This is a genomic window from Runella sp. R0.1_18, from assembly GCF_057652155.1.
In genome coordinates this window covers 151,787-167,031 of sequence record NZ_JBYFCK010000003.1, presented here as the reverse complement: position 1 = coordinate 167,031, position 15,245 = coordinate 151,787, and the positions used below count along the sequence as shown (strand labels likewise).

11 protein-coding genes are annotated in these 15,245 nt (G+C 44.2%); 5 read left to right on the top strand and 6 right to left on the bottom strand.

Annotated elements, in window-relative coordinates; translation table 11 throughout:
* Positions 1 to 65: 65 nt before the first annotated feature.
* Positions 66 to 890: a formate dehydrogenase accessory sulfurtransferase FdhD gene (gene fdhD, locus AC23P2_RS06165; protein ID WP_487772375.1), complete on the bottom strand. Its 825-nt coding sequence runs from the start codon at positions 888 to 890 to the stop codon at positions 66 to 68.
* An 80-nt stretch (positions 891 to 970) separates the two neighbouring features.
* On the bottom strand, positions 971 to 3,799 hold the full coding sequence (gene carB / locus AC23P2_RS06160; protein ID WP_487772374.1) for a carbamoyl-phosphate synthase large subunit: 2,829 nt from the start codon (positions 3,797 to 3,799) through the stop codon (positions 971 to 973).
* Positions 3,800 to 4,068: 269 nt separating this feature from the next.
* Here carB and AC23P2_RS06155 point away from each other — a divergent pair, with 269 nt between their 5' ends.
* The 3 genes from AC23P2_RS06155 (at position 4,069) to AC23P2_RS06145 (ending at position 7,135) form a co-directional block, all read left to right on the top strand.
* Positions 4,069 to 5,037: a DUF2157 domain-containing protein gene (locus tag AC23P2_RS06155; RefSeq protein WP_487772373.1), complete on the top strand. Its 969-nt coding sequence runs from the start codon at positions 4,069 to 4,071 to the stop codon at positions 5,035 to 5,037.
* A 4-nt stretch (positions 5,038 to 5,041) separates the two neighbouring features.
* The gene (locus AC23P2_RS06150; protein ID WP_487772372.1) at positions 5,042 to 6,199 is read left to right on the top strand and encodes a hypothetical protein; all 1,158 of its coding nucleotides are present in this window, start codon (positions 5,042 to 5,044) and stop codon (positions 6,197 to 6,199) included.
* Positions 6,200 to 6,265: 66 nt separating this feature from the next.
* Complete coding sequence (locus tag AC23P2_RS06145) at positions 6,266 to 7,135, top strand: RluA family pseudouridine synthase (protein WP_487772371.1); 870 nt, start codon at positions 6,266 to 6,268, stop codon at positions 7,133 to 7,135.
* Positions 7,136 to 7,150: 15 nt separating this feature from the next.
* Here the strand turns inward: AC23P2_RS06145 and dnaG are convergent, their stop codons facing one another.
* The gene (gene dnaG, locus AC23P2_RS06140) at positions 7,151 to 9,238 is read right to left on the bottom strand and encodes a DNA primase (RefSeq protein ID WP_487772370.1); all 2,088 of its coding nucleotides are present in this window, start codon (positions 9,236 to 9,238) and stop codon (positions 7,151 to 7,153) included.
* A 324-nt stretch (positions 9,239 to 9,562) separates the two neighbouring features.
* Positions 9,563 to 10,828, bottom strand: a complete 1,266-nt coding sequence (locus AC23P2_RS06135) for a dipeptidase (RefSeq protein WP_487772369.1) — start codon at positions 10,826 to 10,828, stop codon at positions 9,563 to 9,565.
* 105 nt (positions 10,829 to 10,933) lie between these two features.
* Here AC23P2_RS06135 and AC23P2_RS06130 point away from each other — a divergent pair, with 105 nt between their 5' ends.
* The gene (locus tag AC23P2_RS06130) at positions 10,934 to 11,554 is read left to right on the top strand and encodes a Uma2 family endonuclease (RefSeq protein ID WP_487772368.1); all 621 of its coding nucleotides are present in this window, start codon (positions 10,934 to 10,936) and stop codon (positions 11,552 to 11,554) included.
* Between the two features lie 17 nt (positions 11,555 to 11,571).
* Here the strand turns inward: AC23P2_RS06130 and AC23P2_RS06125 are convergent, their stop codons facing one another.
* On the bottom strand, positions 11,572 to 11,988 hold the full coding sequence (locus AC23P2_RS06125) for a lysozyme inhibitor LprI family protein (RefSeq protein WP_472486471.1): 417 nt from the start codon (positions 11,986 to 11,988) through the stop codon (positions 11,572 to 11,574).
* A gap of 50 nt (positions 11,989 to 12,038) precedes the next feature.
* Between AC23P2_RS06125 and queG the strand changes: the two genes are divergently transcribed.
* Complete coding sequence (queG, locus tag AC23P2_RS06120) at positions 12,039 to 12,989, top strand: tRNA epoxyqueuosine(34) reductase QueG (protein WP_487772367.1); 951 nt, start codon at positions 12,039 to 12,041, stop codon at positions 12,987 to 12,989.
* Positions 12,990 to 13,166: 177 nt separating this feature from the next.
* Here queG and AC23P2_RS06115 read toward each other — a convergent pair whose 3' ends face one another.
* Positions 13,167 to 15,017, bottom strand: coding sequence for a CocE/NonD family hydrolase (locus AC23P2_RS06115; RefSeq protein WP_487772366.1), 1,851 nt, complete (start codon positions 15,015 to 15,017; stop codon positions 13,167 to 13,169).
* Positions 15,018 to 15,245 lie beyond the last annotated feature (228 nt).

The following is a 15,245-nucleotide window of genomic DNA, read 5'->3' as shown; positions in this document are numbered from 1 at the left end:
ACTCTACAAAGGTTATGCTTCGCCAAAGCATAATAAACTACTAATACACTAAAATTTATGCAAAACTATTCACTAACCAAAATCCGACCTGCTCCTGAGTACACATTAAAACGTCCGTCGCGGGTAAAGCCAATGAGTGTTTGCCCGTATCGTTCGGCGGTCTCTATGGCGAGGCTAGAAGGAGCTCCCACCGCAACAATGATGGGGATAGACAACGCCAGCGCTTTGTGTAGCAATTCAAAACAAGCCCTCCCACTTAGTACAAGGGCGTGATTTTGAAACGTTTGTGCGTTCGTAAGTCGTGCTTTCCCTGCGATTTTATCCACCGCATTGTGACGCCCCACGTCTTCAGCATACAGTTGTATATTTCCAAATTCATCAAACACACCCGCCGCGTGAATCCCGCCCGTTTGGTCAAAAATCCGTTGGAAAGTGCTCAGTTTTTCAGGCAGCGACACCACGACACTCGCTTTCATTTTGACATTGCCAAAGGCAGTACTTTCGTACGAATAACCCAGCGCATCCAAAGAAGATTTCCCACAAACACCGCAGCTCGAAGTCGCATAAAAATTGCGCTGAAGTTTCTGTAAATCAGGACGAATATGTGGCTTTAATTTGACCGTTACGGTGTTGTCCAAATGCGCCGTCACCGAATCAATGTCATCATTTTTCAAAAGCCCCTCCGTAAACAGGAAACCTCCCGCAAGTGCCTCGTCTTCCCCAGGCGTGCGCATCGTTACTGAAATAGGTTTTTCGACCCAGCCATGAACCACATCCCAATATTCAATGCGAATTTCAAGCGGTTCTTCAACAACCACTAGGTCATTGATTGCCTCTGATTTTGAAGTCGAGGTAAAAACTTTTAGAATAGGGACTTTCTTCGTGTTCATACAGCCAACGTATTCGTCTTTTAGCTTAAAAAAAGCCCCTACTTTCGCAGAGGCTTTTTATGTATTGTATCAACTTAAAACTAGCGGCTCAAGTAAAGGTTACGTTCGCCATATACTTTTTGGAAGAAATCATCTTCAAGGCTATCAATGAAGTAAATACCCTCTCCCGTTGATTTCATTTCTGGTCCGAGTTCTTTGTTTACGTTCGGGAATTTGTTGAACGAGAACACAGGAATCTTAATTGCCCATCCCTTTTTCACAGGATTGAACTGAATATCAGACACTTTTTTGTCACCCAACATAAACTTCGTTGCGTAGTTTACGTAAGGCTCTTGGTATGCTTTGCAAATAAACGGTACCGTACGCGAAGCACGTGGGTTGGCTTCGATGACATACACCACGCCATTTTTTACGGCAAACTGCATGTTAATCAAGCCTTTTACCTTCATGGCTTTGGCTACTTTCAGCGTAATCTCCTCAATCTGACGAATTTCATCTTCCGTCAAATGGAACGGAGGCAAGGTCGCGTGCGAGTCACCTGAGTGAATACCTGCTGGTTCGATGTGTTCCATCACCCCAATAATGTAGGCATCTTCACCGTCGCAGATGGCATCTGATTCGGCTTCGATGGCGTTTTCGAGGTAGTGGTCGAGCAAGATATTATTATCTGGAATATCGTTCAAGATTTTAACAACGTGTTGTTCCAATTCTTGTTCGTTCAAGACAATCTTCATGCTTTGTCCACCCAAAACGTAGCTTGGACGAACCAACAATGGGAAGCCGAGGTTTTTACCAATTTCAACGGCGGCATCTGAAGTACGTACCGTATCAAACTTAGGATATGGAATGCCCAAATCACGTAGCAACGACGAGAAACGACCACGGTCTTCGGCTAAGTCGAGGGTATCGAAGCTACTTCCGATGATTTTGATACCGTATTGCTGCAATTTTTCAGCAATTTTCAAAGCCGTTTGTCCACCCAGCTGCACGATAACGCCTTCTGGCTTTTCGTGTTGGATAATGGCGTGTACGTGTTCCCAGAATACAGGTTCAAAATAGAGTTTATCCGCAATATCAGGGTCGGTAGAAACCGTCTCGGGATTACAGTTGATCATCACTGTTTCGTAACCAGCCTCTTTTGCGGCCAATACCCCGTGAACACAAGAATAGTCAAACTCAATCCCCTGCCCGATGCGGTTAGGGCCTGAACCTAGCACCACCACTTTCTTGCGATTTGACACCACCGATTCGTTTTCAGGCTCATCTTGCGACACGCTGAAAGTCGAGTAGTAATAAGGTGTCTTGGCTTCAAACTCGGCCGCACACGTATCAACGCACTTGAACACGCGCTTGATGTTGTGTTCCTGACGGAATTTATAAATACGACTTTCTTTTACTCCCAACAAATGCGCTATTTGGCGATCGGCGTAGCCTTTTTGTTTGGCCGTCAATATCAAACTCGCTGGTACGTCTTCGAGGTCGTATTTCTGAATTTCTTTTTCTAACTCAACGAGTTCTTCAATTTGGTGCAAAAACCAAGGGTCGATTTTTGTCAAATTTTGGATGGTTTTGAACGAAAGGCCAAGCTTAAACGCATCATAAATGTGGAACAAACGGTTCCAGCTTGGGTGCGCAAGGCTTTCTTTAATCGCCTCAACGTCGGTCAATTCTTTCCCGTCGGCACCTAAACCGTTACGACGAATTTCGAGCGACTGACACGCTTTTTGAAGGGCTTCTTGGAAGTTACGTCCGATACCCATCGCTTCGCCTACCGACTTCATTTGCAAGCCCAGTGAGCGGTCAGAACCTGGGAATTTGTCGAAATTCCAACGTGGCACTTTTACGATAACGTAGTCAATCGTAGGCTCAAAGAATGCCGATGTGCTTCCTGTGATTGGGTTGATAAGCTCGTCGAGGTTGTAACCAATCGACATTTTTGCCGAAATCTTCGCAATTGGATAACCCGTAGCTTTCGATGCCAAAGCCGACGAACGCGAAACCCGTGGGTTGATTTCGATCACGATGATTTCGTCCGTTTCTGGGTTTACCGAGAACTGAATGTTACAGCCTCCTGCAAACTTACCGATACCGTTCATGGTCAAAATCGCCAAGTCACGCATACGTTGGTAGAGGGTGTCAGGTAGCGTCATGGCAGGGGCAACCGTTACGCTATCGCCCGTGTGGATTCCCATCGGGTCGAAGTTCTCAATCGAACAAACGATGATAAGGTTTCCTAGGCCGTCGCGCAAAAGCTCCAATTCATACTCTTTCCAGCCCATTACGCTTTGCTCAATCAACACTTCGTGTACTGGCGACGCCAACAAGCCGTGTTGAAGTGCTTTGTCAAAGTCTTTGGCGTCGTTTACAAAACCACCACCCGTTCCACCAAGGGTAAATGAGGGGCGAATTACGAGTGGAAAGCCAATTTCTTGGGCGATTTCTTTGCCTTCCAAAAACGACTTCGCCGTGCGACCTTTACAAACGCCAGCGCCAAGTTCAATCATTTTGAGGCGGAATTTTTCACGGTCTTCGGTCGTCTCGATGGCCTTGATGTCCACCCCAATGATTTGTACACCGTACTTTTTCCAGATACCCGCTTTGTCGCAATCAATGGCTAAATTTAACGCCGTCTGACCACCCATAGTTGGCAAAACGGCGTCGATTTTATGTTTCTCTAAAATTTCAACAATGTACTTTTTCTCTAGTGGCTTCAGATAAACGTGATCAGCGTTGATGGGGTCTGTCATGATTGTCGCTGGATTCGAGTTAATCAGAATGACCTCAATTCCTTCTTCACGAAGAGAACGCGCCGCTTGTGAACCAGAATAGTCAAATTCGCAAGCTTGACCAATGATAATGGGGCCTGAACCAATGATGAGGACTGAGTTGATGTTGGGATTTTTAGGCATTTTTTTGTTTTGTGGGGTTATTCGGCTGTACCGCCAGCTCAAAAATTGTGCAAAATTAGGACATGAATCGTTTAGTCGGACATTAAAAAGTAAAAAAATATCTTTTCGGGTTTCCGTTTATAGTTTACAACTTGGGGTTTATCGCTTTTATGTCATTAATAATCAATCAATTAAATCGTGATTTTGTTTTTTTTCAACGCATATAAATTTAAAATCTACGAAAAATAAGTCGATTTTATAATTCCAAAAATTACGTTCATCTTTGGGATATGAACCCTTTATCTGAAATTATAACTCAGTGGCAAACCCACGAAATTATTTCACCTGCCAGTGCTGAAGCCATCAAGCAATCAGAAAACACGCGCCCCGTTTCGTTGTACTCCCTCCTCCGAAACCTGCTTTACATTGGCCTTGTGTTGTTTACTTCGGGCGCAGGGATGCTCGTCTATTTGCACATCGACACCATTGGGCACGATGCACTCATTGTGGTATTAGCATTGCTAACATTGGGATGCTTTTTCTATACCTATCGACACAGTCCCCCATTTTCAGTTTCAGAAGTCAACTCCGAAGGCAAATTTGTTGATTTTGTGTTGTTACTCGGCGCGCTACTATTTCTTTCGCTTGAAGGCTACGCCCAGTGGCGTTATTCGCTTTTTGGCACGCGTTATGGATTAGCGGCTTTTCTACCAGCGGTTGTGTTTCTCTTTTGTGCGTACCGTTTCGACCACCGAGGTGTTTTGTCGATGGGACTCACGGCTTTGGCATCTTGGGTAGGGTTGAGTATCGCACCCTTGGAAGTATTGACGGGAAATGACTTTGGAAGTACCCAAATCATCAATACCGCCGTTGGTTTTGGTCTCGTAGTAGGTGGCGCCAGTTTTGGCCTTGCGCATCGCGGCCTCAAAACTCATTTTACCAACACCTATTTAATCCTCACGGGCAATTTATTTTTCATTGGTGCTTTGGCAGGACTTTTCACCTCCGACTACTGGTTTTTGTATGCCTTATTAATAGCGGGTTGTTGCGCCTTTTTTGTGTGGTACGCTCGGCAAAAGCAATCGTTCATTTTTTTACTAATGGCCATTTTGTATGGTTACATCGCTTTTACCTATTTGCTCTTCAGCAAAATCGACGACGCTGGTTTTTGGATGGTCTTTGGCGGTTTTTACTTCCTTGCCAGCGCGGGTGGCGTTGTGATGTTTATTTTAAACTATAAAAAATGGTTAACCAACTGACACAATGAAGGTATATCAGGAATCTTGGCTAATAAACCGCTGCGCCCTTGGTTTGGCAAAAAAACTCCAAAAAGAAGGAACTCTAACAACAGCACAGGCAGAAGCGGCCCAAAAACTTCACGCCGACCTCCCCTATTCTCCCAATATTTTTATCAAAGCGCTTTTGTTTATTTTTGGCTTGATTGGGTTCGGTTTTGGGGGGTCGTTGTTTACTCTTTTTCTCATGGGAGACGCCAATTGGGGATTACCCATCGGGGCTTTATTGTACGGCGGCGGAACACTTTTTGGGTTAGTTCACATCATTCGTCAGCGCAAACTTTATTTCTCAGGTATCGACAATGCACTTTTATACTGCATTCTCGGGTCATTAGGGCCTATTTTTATGAAGGTTTCCGAAATCAACAATTTTAAAGAGCCTTGGCAGTTTGGTTTACTTTATTTACCCTTTTTGCTCATGGCTGTCTATAGCTTTGGCGAACCGTTGGTGGCGTTAGGTCTATTGTTTGACTTCTTATTTATCTTCTCATCGTTGTTGGTCAAACACCCACTCGGGAAAGCATTTTTACCGTTTATACTTTCGGGGGTTTCGGTTGCATTGTTTTTTTTAATGCACCGCTTCTCAAAACGTCGAACCGCTTTTTACTGGCAAACCGCCCTCGAATGGGTCCTCCCTGTGACTTTGCTTTGTGCCTATTTAAGCGTTAACTATATGGTTGTCCGCTACGCCAACGCTTCCTTAAACGACTTACCAATGCCTGCTCCCGAAATCCAATTTGCGTGGCTTTTTTGGGCACTTACCTTTCTCGTTCCGCTCCTACAACTGGCGCTGGGGATTCGATTACGCGACCGTTCTATCATCGTCGTAGCCCTTATTTCTGCCCTTTATTCCATCGTCACTTATCGTCACTATCATTCTTTGCTTCCGCTAGAATGGGGTCTTTTGCTCGGTGGGCTGATTCTGGCAAGCCTTGCTTATGCTCTTTTACGTTACTTAAAAACCCCTAAATTTGGTTTTAGCATCACCCCTGAAAATAGCAAAAACAACCTCCTCCAAACAGTCGTTCTTTCTCATTTAACCAAAACAACCCAATCAACAGCAGCGCAAGAAGTAAAAATGGGTGGGGGAGATTTTGGCGGTGGCGGTGCGGGGGAGCAGTATTAATCAAAGCGCTGATTCTAGCTATTTGCGTACCTTTGGGGCAAATCATTCAATTATTCCAACGCTACGATGAAGCTACAAGTGACCGAAGAGACCGAACTGATGGTATTTTTACTGTCAAAATTAACCCATCACAGCCGTACCAACATCAAAAGTTTTCTTCGTGATGGTCAAATCCACGTGGACGGTCGAAGTGTTACGCAGTTTAATCACCACTTAGTAGTGGGCCAAACGGTTGAAATCAGTCCTAAAAAGTCAATAAAACCTGCACAACGCCCTACGAAGGGCATTCGGATTTTATTTGAAGATGCGTATTTGCTTATCGTTGAAAAAGAAGCTGGTTTGCTCTCCATTGCGACCGACAAAGGCGACGAGCCTACGGCCTACCGAATGTTGAGCGAGCACGTAAAAACCCAAGACCCTAAGAATAAAATCTTCATCGTTCATCGCCTCGACCGCGATACATCGGGGGTAATGGTTTTTGCCAAAAGTGAAGACATAAAAAATAAACTTCAATCAACATGGGGACCAGATACAAAAGAACGAACGTACATTGCTTTGGTGGAAGGCAAACCCAATCCTCCACAGGGCACGATTCGTTCGTATCTGCAAGAAAGTAAAGCCACGATTGTTTATTCTTCAAAAAACCCAGAACGAGGTCAACTAGCGATTACCCACTACGAAACGCTGCAATCTAACGCTCATTTTTCGCTTTTAAAGGTGGAATTGGAGACAGGTCGCAAAAATCAAATTCGGGTTCACATGCAAGACCTTGGGCATTCGGTGGTGGGGGATAAAAAATACGGTTCTTCCCAAAATCCACTTCATCGACTTGGGCTGCACGCTTGGGTGCTTGGACTTACCCACCCTGTTACCAACCAATACCTCCGCTACGAAAGCAAAATACCCACCAAGTTTTTGGGCGTGTTTGGAAAGTAAGGAAAACTTTTCTCCTCAATACCCAGGCACCACCGTTCCGAGTTCTTTTGCCGCCGAATCGTTGATATTTTTGAAAAACCTATATTGCTTTTGAATGTCCATGATTTGGGCAAATTCTTCGTCGGTAACCCCCGAAAGGCTACCCAATTGGTTCATCAAATCCTTCATTTTATCGGCCGAATACGCCATTTTTAAGCGAAGAATTTTCTTAAAGGCAATTTCATGGAGCAAGTCTTCGTCGGTAGGAACAACAATCTCGTATTTCTGCCAATTTTCGCTCAAATGGTGGCTATTTGTACACAAATCAATCGTCAATCGCTGCACATCGGGGTCAAGATGTCCTAAAAAATAGTCAGTTGAAGGTACTTCTCCGAAGTTAAATCGCTGTCTAAAAATTTCTAAAATGAGGTTAAACAACGGAGTTTCAAAGGTTATTTCTCCAATTTCGTGCAACAAATACCGACAGAGGGAAATCCCCGCTTCCAATTCAACCTGACCATACAAAATCAACAACCGTACGAAAGCTTGCTCTTGCAAATACAGCCGTGTTTTGAATAAATCATTGGGTAATTCAGTAACAGGCTTAGGCGATTCTTGGGGAAGTGGCGGCGACAGTTCTCGAAAGTTATCTTCCACCAAAATCCCAAATTCTTCCTCAATAAACGTTTCCGAAAAAAACGACAAATCAGGCTCTTGCGACGGAGCTTGATTGGGCTTCGGTGACGCTGGACTTTGGGGCTGCTTTTTGGGAACTTGCCGTGGTTCAGCGGTTTTTGCTTTGGCCTCCTGCTGTTTTCGCAAATACTTGTTTCCTTCCGAAATCAGCGTTTGTTCATCCATCTTCATCAAATCGGCCGTACGTCGGAAGAAAATCTGCCGTTTGATGGGGTCTGGAATTTTGGTAATACTCGCTACAATTTCGTTGATTGCTTCTGCACGTTTAAACGGATTATCGCCCGCATCGCGAAGAAGCATTTCAGTTTTGAAGGTAATAAAATCTTTGGTAGCCTTTTTGACGTGCGCTTTAAAACCCTCAGCACCAACACTATAAACGTAACTATCGGGATCTTCACCATCAGGAAGCGTCACCAAACTTACGTTAAGACCTTCCTCCAGTACCATGTCCAACCCCCGCAAAGCCGCTTTGATACCTGCCGCATCGCCGTCGTACAAAATGGTGATATTCTGGGTAAAGCGGGCAATCAGCTTAATCTGGTCTTCGGTCAACGACGTACCCGAGGAAGCCACCACGTTCTGAATTCCCGCTTGGTGCAGCGAAATGACATCGGTGTAGCCCTCTACCAAATAGCACACATCTTCCTGCCGAATGGCATTTTTGGCCTGATGAATCCCGTAAAGGACTTTGCTTTTATGGTAAACATCCGTTTCGGGAGAGTTAATGTACTTAGGCTGGTTTTTGTCGTTGGTCAAAATCCGCGCTCCAAATGCAATCACTTTCCCCGAAACATTATGAATCGGAAAGATTACGCGCCCTCGAAAACGGTCGTAGTAGCGGTCATTATTACCTTCTTTGTGCAATGCCAAACCCGCTTTTTGAAGCAACTCAGGATTATAACCACGCTTGGCGGCCTCTTTGGTTAGGTTATCCCATTCGTTTAGGCTATACCCCAATCCAAACGATTTGATGGTGGGGTCATTAAAGCCACGGTTTCGGAAGTAGCTCAAGCCAATGGCTTGCCCTTCTTCGTGCTCAATTAACAGTTTTTGGTAGTGTTTTTGGGCAAAATTTAGCACAATGTACAAGCTATCACGCTCATTTTGGCGCAATACCTCCTCGGGCGTTTGTTGCTCTTCTTCTACTTCGATGTGGTATTTCTGTGCCAAATGTCGGAGGGCTTCGCCGTAGCTTACTCCCTCAATGTCCATCACAAATTTCACCGAGTCGCCCGCAGCACCACAGCCAAAACACTTGTAGATTTGGCGGACGGGGTTAACGTTGAACGAAGGTGATTTTTCATTGTGGAACGGGCAGCACGCGATGTAATTGGCCCCACGTTTTTTGAGTGACACAAAATCACCAATGACCTCTACAATGTCAGCGGTTTGTTTGATTCGGTCGGCAGTATCGTTTGAAATTCGCATGGGACAAAATTAGGATGGAAACGCTTCAAAATAAAAAAATCCCCCTTTATCGTTGATTTTTCTCACTTCACCACATTTGGGTTGAAAGCAGCGATTGGGTGGCTGTACCTTTACAAAAAAAACAGCCATGACAACTTCCATCAAAAAACAAATAGCAGGTTTACTTTTTCTCCTCAGCGGGCTCACGTTGCTTTCGCTGCTCATTTTTTACTAACCCACACACGGTCAGACGATAGTCAGACCGTGTGTCTTAGTCTCACCTTAAATAAATGCGGTCTGACTATCGTCTGACAGTGTGTCCCCCCCTTCATAAATGCGGTCTGACTACCGTCTGACCGTGGCATTATCCACCGTTTTTTGCCACACCCGCCATACGTTTTTGTACATGAGGTTAGCAATATCACTTTCAGTATAACCTCTTTTAAGCAACACATAAATCAAGTTAGGGTACTGCGATACGTCCTTCAACCCCGTTGGTAAACTATCTCCAACTCCGTCAAAATCTGACCCAATGCCTACGTGTTTGGTACTTCCTGTCAATTTCACAACGTGGTCGATGTGGTCGGCTACCGTTTCTACGTCCGCAAAAAGTACAGGGTTTTCTTTTTGAAATTGTTTCTGGAACTCATCAGCTTCGGGCGTTCCCATTTTGATACCTTTTTCTTTTAAGGCTTTTCCAAACTTATCTTGCAATACCTCCATCTGTTGGCGGTATTTTTCATCCAAAAAGCTGGAGCCAAAATTGATTTGAATCACGCCTCCTTTTTTGGCCAAAAGCTTTATCATATCGTCCGACATATTCCGCTTGAAAGTAGGCGTAAAATACCGACAAGAAGAGTGTGACGCAATCACTGGTACAGAAGATAGCTCAATGGCTTGGTAAAAAGCATCGTCCGAAACGTGCGAAATATCTACCATGATACCTACGCGATTCATTTCTTTGACTACTTCTCTTCCATAAGCGCTCAACCCCTTGTGTGTGTGCGTCGTATCGTACGACGAATCACAAATGAGGTTGTCTTTACCATGGGTCAAGGTTACGTAGCTAATGCCTTTTTTGCGAAAATATGCCACATCCGAAATGGTTTGCAACGGTGCGCCGTTTTCCATCCCCATCGGAAATGAAATAACTCCTTTTTTGAAATTGGCATCCGCTTCTTTAGGCGTTGTGACAATACCAAATTTGTCGGGATGCGCTGTCGCTATCCCGCGAACCATGTTAATCAGCGAATCGGCCAACTCTTTTGCCCCACCCGTTTGTTGGTACGACGACGGAATATAAATCGACATAAACGGAGCCGACAACCCTCCTTTTTTAGCTCGTTCGTAATCAAAATCGCCTTCGGTAGTTTTCAAAGGAATCCCCAAATATTCACGCTCCAATCGGAAGTTCTTGATTTTGAGACGATACGGCAAGTCCACGTGGCCATCGGTGAGAATGTATTTGTGGGCAAGTTCGTCGGCTTTTTTGCGAAGGGCTTCGTCAAGTACCTGTTTGGTCTCAACTTCTTTCAGGTAACTTTGATTTTGCGCCGTACCGCTCAATTGAACAAACAACAACGCCACAACGGTCATAATGAGGTGTTTCATGCAGAAATTTGTTGATTTGAATTGTTTAAAGACTTCCGTATTTTTGTAAAAATAGCTTTAAATTCTAAAATGAGCGTCAACGAAATACAAAAGCACCTTTTAGCTATGCCTCATGCTTTTTTGATTATTCAAAAAGCCCAAGAAGCATTGGAAAAAGAGAAAGAATTGCGCCAGCATTTTTACGAAGTTATTGAAGAAAATAAAAAAATGGAGTTTATCAACGGTGAAATCATTTTTCAATCTCCCGTCAAACGCCGTCATAATGATGCCACAGGGAACATTTATAAAATGATGGATTTTTTTGTCGTTGAACACAACTTAGGTTGGGTCGGAATTGAAAAAGTACTTGTTTCTCTTTCCCGTAATGATTACGAACCCGACGTTTGTTTTTGGAAAAAAGACAAAGCTAAACACTTCACCGACGACCAAATGCAATTCCCTGCACCAGATTTGGTGGTTGAGGTTTTGTCTAAATCCACTGCCCACACCGACCGTACGACCAAATTTGAGGATTATCAAGCCCACGAAATAAAGGAATACTGGATTGTTGACCCTAGCGCCCAAGTGATTGAACAGTACGTACTTCACAGCAAAAGGTACGAACTTATTTTCAAGGGAAAGAATGGCTTTATCACTTCTGCCGCAATCAAAAACTTGACGATTCCTGTCGCGGCGATTTTTGATAAAAAACTTGCCAATCAAGCACTAGCCAGTTTCTCTAACTAGCAGCACCCGCTCCGTTGTTATTCAAAAAGATTCAAGTAGCTTTTCAAATCCAGCGCTCGTTTTTTTACAATTTCGAGACGGCTATCCACCGCCATTGGCTGATACATGGTTCCTTCCATGGTTGCGTATAATTCTGACTGGAATTTAAACTCCAAATCGCGGTATTCTATCCATTTTCGCTGCGAGGTAAGCAAAGCCGCCTTCTGTTTGGCGTTAAGTTTCAAGTTGAGGGCTTTGTAATTTTTGTTCAATTCGGCATCCCATTTTTTGTAGGCTTCATCCAAACACCCAACCATGCCCTGAGTGGAAGGATTTTTATCCATACATTTGTCCAACGCGATGTCAATGGGGTGTTTTTCGGTTTCGTCTTGGGCCATACTGGCAAAAGGAAGGGCAAACAAAAAACAAACGACTAAGAAACAATACGATTTCATTGATATTACGGTTTTTGAAAATTGAGTACGCTACAAATAAACGAAAATAAATGACGTCAAACGATTTCGTTCAGCAAGAACGAAGCCGATTTATCAAGGCCAAAGCGCAGGAGCTTGGCTTTGATTTTTGTGGTATATCAACGGCCACTTTTTTGGAAGAAGAAGCCCCTCGTCTCGAACAGTGGCTGTTGAAAAATCATCATGGCCAAATGCACTACATGGGGAACCACTTTGACAAACGCCTCGATCCTCGCAAGCTCGTCGAAGGAGCCAAGTCAGTGATTTCCGTCTTGTTAAATTATTACCCCGAACAACAGTTAGACGAAGGCGAAAACACCCTCAAACTCTCAAAATACGCCTACGGTACCGATTACCATTTTGTGTTGAAAGACAAACTCAAAGCCCTTGTCGAAGAAATTCAAAGCGAAATAGGCGAAGTAAATGGGCGAATTTTTGTGGACTCAGCCCCCGTGATGGACAAAGTATGGGCGGCCAAAAGCGGACTCGGCTGGGTCGGAAAACATACCAATCTTATCAACCGCCAGATGGGAAGTTTTTTCTTCATTGGGGAAATTATCTCTGACCTCGAACTTTGGCCCGATGCCCCTATCAAAGACTATTGCGGAACCTGCACACGCTGTGTGGACGCTTGCCCCACGGAGGCCATCACGGAGCCTTACGTGGTCGATGGTAGTAAGTGTATCAGTTATTTTACGATTGAACTCAAAGAGGCCATTCCAGCCGAGGTAAAAGGAAAGTTTGAGAACTGGATTTTTGGCTGCGACATTTGCCAAGATGTTTGTCCCTGGAATCGGTTTTCACGTCCGCATCAAACGCCAGAATTCAATCTTCATCCCGATTTGGCGCAATTCACTCGAAACGATTGGGAAGAAATTACCCAGGAAGTATTTCAAGAAGTATTTCGCCGTTCACCCGTCAAACGGACAAAATTGGAGGGCTTGAAACGCAATATTGGTTTTGTAACTACGCCAAAAGAATAGGTTTATAATAGCCCTGACAAGTGTCAAAAACTTGTCAGGGCTAAACACGTCATTTCGCTACTACCCATGATATCTTCTAATTTTTTAGACCCATTCATTACTCTCTTGTATCCTTTATAATACAGAGGCACGCCTTTCAATTCCTCCCGAATAAGCTTGGCAGGAATCAAACATCGCTTACTTAATCGTACTGACGTGCAAATGCGAATCGTGCTTTTCGCTGTGATAAATCCGAATCGTCGCTTTTTGAAAATCTTTTTCATCGGCTTCGCTTATGTTCATAAATTTCTGTGGGTTGCGGTCCACAATCGGAAACCACGAACTTTGGATTTGCACCATAATCTTGTGACCTTTCTTAAACGTATGAAGCACATCTGGCATCCGCACTTTTACATCCGTCACTTGGTTTGGCACAAAAGCTTCTGGTTTTTCAAAGCTATTCCGAAACTTCCCGCGCAACACCTCTGCCCGAACCAACCGCTGATACCCTGCCATCGTTAAATTTTTAGGATTAGGCGTTGGATTCGCTGCATCTTCGGGTAAGACATCAATTAGTTTCACAATAAAATCAGCGTCCGTTCCCGTCGTAGAAGCAAAAAAGTGTGCTGTCATCGGCCCCGAAAACGTCACATCTTCGGTCAAAGCATCAGTTTCATAGGTCAGCACATCAGGACGACGTGCCGCAAAACGCTGATCTTCAATCATGTACTGATTATTACGACGCGCAAAAACACCATCCGTATAAGGAACAGGTTTGGCAGGGTCGCTTACGTACTCATCAAAGCCCTCTTTTTCTTTTGTTTCTTCCCACGACAATTTTCCATTCGCTTGAAAATGAAGCTCTTTTGCGGTTTTTTCTTTGGGTGGCCACGTCTCAAAAGTTTTCCATTCGTTGGTTCCCGTATTAAACATGGTCGCCTCCGCCGCTTTCCATTCCCCTTTGTCTTTCAGGTAATAGTTAAAAAACTTCGTTTCAAGCTCTTCCTGAAAATACTTAGCGGTATTACCACCAAACTGCAACGGCCCAAACTCCGACCAATCCGCCCGCGACCAAGCACCGTGCGTCCAAGGCCCCATCACGAGTTGGTTTTTTGACGTAGGACTCTGTTTTTCAATGGCTTCGTAGGTACGCAAGGCGCCAAACAAATCTTCGGCATCAAACCATCCTCCCACAACCAAAGTAGCAGGTTTCACATTTTTCAAGGCAGAACGGATGTTTCTTGATTTCCAGTAGTCATCGTACGTTTCGTGCTGAAGGTATTCATTCCAAATTTTACCCCGATTATTAAAATAGGCTGCCCCATTAGCGTTTTTGAGCGGCCCTAGCTTCAAGAAAAAGTCATAGGCATCCTTCGAACGATTTACAAATAAGCCTGCGTAAGAAGGGCCTGGCTTAGTGCGAGGAGCATCGAAATAGCTCAAAAAATTGAAGTTATCCAGCAAGAAAAAAGCGCCATTGTGGCGAGCGTCGTCACCTATAAACTCATCAGTAACAGGCGCTTGAGGCGAAACGGCCTTAATAGCTGGGTGCGCATCAGGCAGCGAGGCCGAAGCATAGAAACCAGGGTAGGAAATCCCTGTAATACCAACCCGACCGTTGTTACGAGGGATATTTTTCAGTAACCACTCTACCGTATCGTAGGTATCAGTGCTTTCATCAGTATCTTTTGCACTTTTTTTGTCAAATTTATGGGGTGTCATTTCTTCAAACGAGCCCTCACTCATGTAGCGCCCCCGTACGTCCTGAGTCACAAAGATGTATTTTTCTTCTGACAACAATTTACTTGGGCCAGGCCCATTTCCTGGGTAATTGGTTTCACCATAAGGGCCCGCTGAGTAGGGCGTTCGCTCCATAATAATCGGGTATTTTTGGCTGCTGTCTTTTGGTACATAAATGACGGTATAGAGTTTTACTCCGTCCCGCATCGTAATCTGTTTGTCAAGTTTTGTGTAGTTGTCTTTCACAAAGTTTTGGGCTTGTACGGCCACACTCAAAAGCCCCGCAAGGGCAAGAAAGGAAAGTTTCATGGAACTAATTGGTTTTGAGCAAAAATAGAACAAAACGCTGGCAAACAAAAAGCCCTTCGCTATTGAAATGCCTACATTGTATTATTAGCACTCCCATGTTTTGTATTATTTCAATAAAAAACTAGCAAATTCCAGTTCTTTCGAGAGATAACATTGTAATAAACTGAGTTTGTCAATAAAATAACTTACCTTTGCGAGTCTTTTTTCAAAGCCATAATTAATTGTTAA

Coding starts and splice junctions, on each gene's coding strand:
- fdhD (WP_487772375.1), bottom strand. CDS start 890: ATGAACACGAAGAAAGTCCCTATTCTAAAAGTTTTTACCTCGACTTCA.
- carB (WP_487772374.1), bottom strand. CDS start 3,799: ATGCCTAAAAATCCCAACATCAACTCAGTCCTCATCATTGGTTCAGGC.
- AC23P2_RS06155 (WP_487772373.1), top strand. CDS start 4,069: ATGAACCCTTTATCTGAAATTATAACTCAGTGGCAAACCCACGAAATT.
- AC23P2_RS06150 (WP_487772372.1), top strand. CDS start 5,042: ATGAAGGTATATCAGGAATCTTGGCTAATAAACCGCTGCGCCCTTGGT.
- AC23P2_RS06145 (WP_487772371.1), top strand. CDS start 6,266: ATGAAGCTACAAGTGACCGAAGAGACCGAACTGATGGTATTTTTACTG.
- dnaG (WP_487772370.1), bottom strand. CDS start 9,238: ATGCGAATTTCAAACGATACTGCCGACCGAATCAAACAAACCGCTGAC.
- AC23P2_RS06135 (WP_487772369.1), bottom strand. CDS start 10,828: ATGAAACACCTCATTATGACCGTTGTGGCGTTGTTGTTTGTTCAATTG.
- AC23P2_RS06130 (WP_487772368.1), top strand. CDS start 10,934: ATGCCTCATGCTTTTTTGATTATTCAAAAAGCCCAAGAAGCATTGGAA.
- AC23P2_RS06125 (WP_472486471.1), bottom strand. CDS start 11,988: ATGAAATCGTATTGTTTCTTAGTCGTTTGTTTTTTGTTTGCCCTTCCT.
- queG (WP_487772367.1), top strand. CDS start 12,039: ATGACGTCAAACGATTTCGTTCAGCAAGAACGAAGCCGATTTATCAAG.
- AC23P2_RS06115 (WP_487772366.1), bottom strand. CDS start 15,017: ATGAAACTTTCCTTTCTTGCCCTTGCGGGGCTTTTGAGTGTGGCCGTA.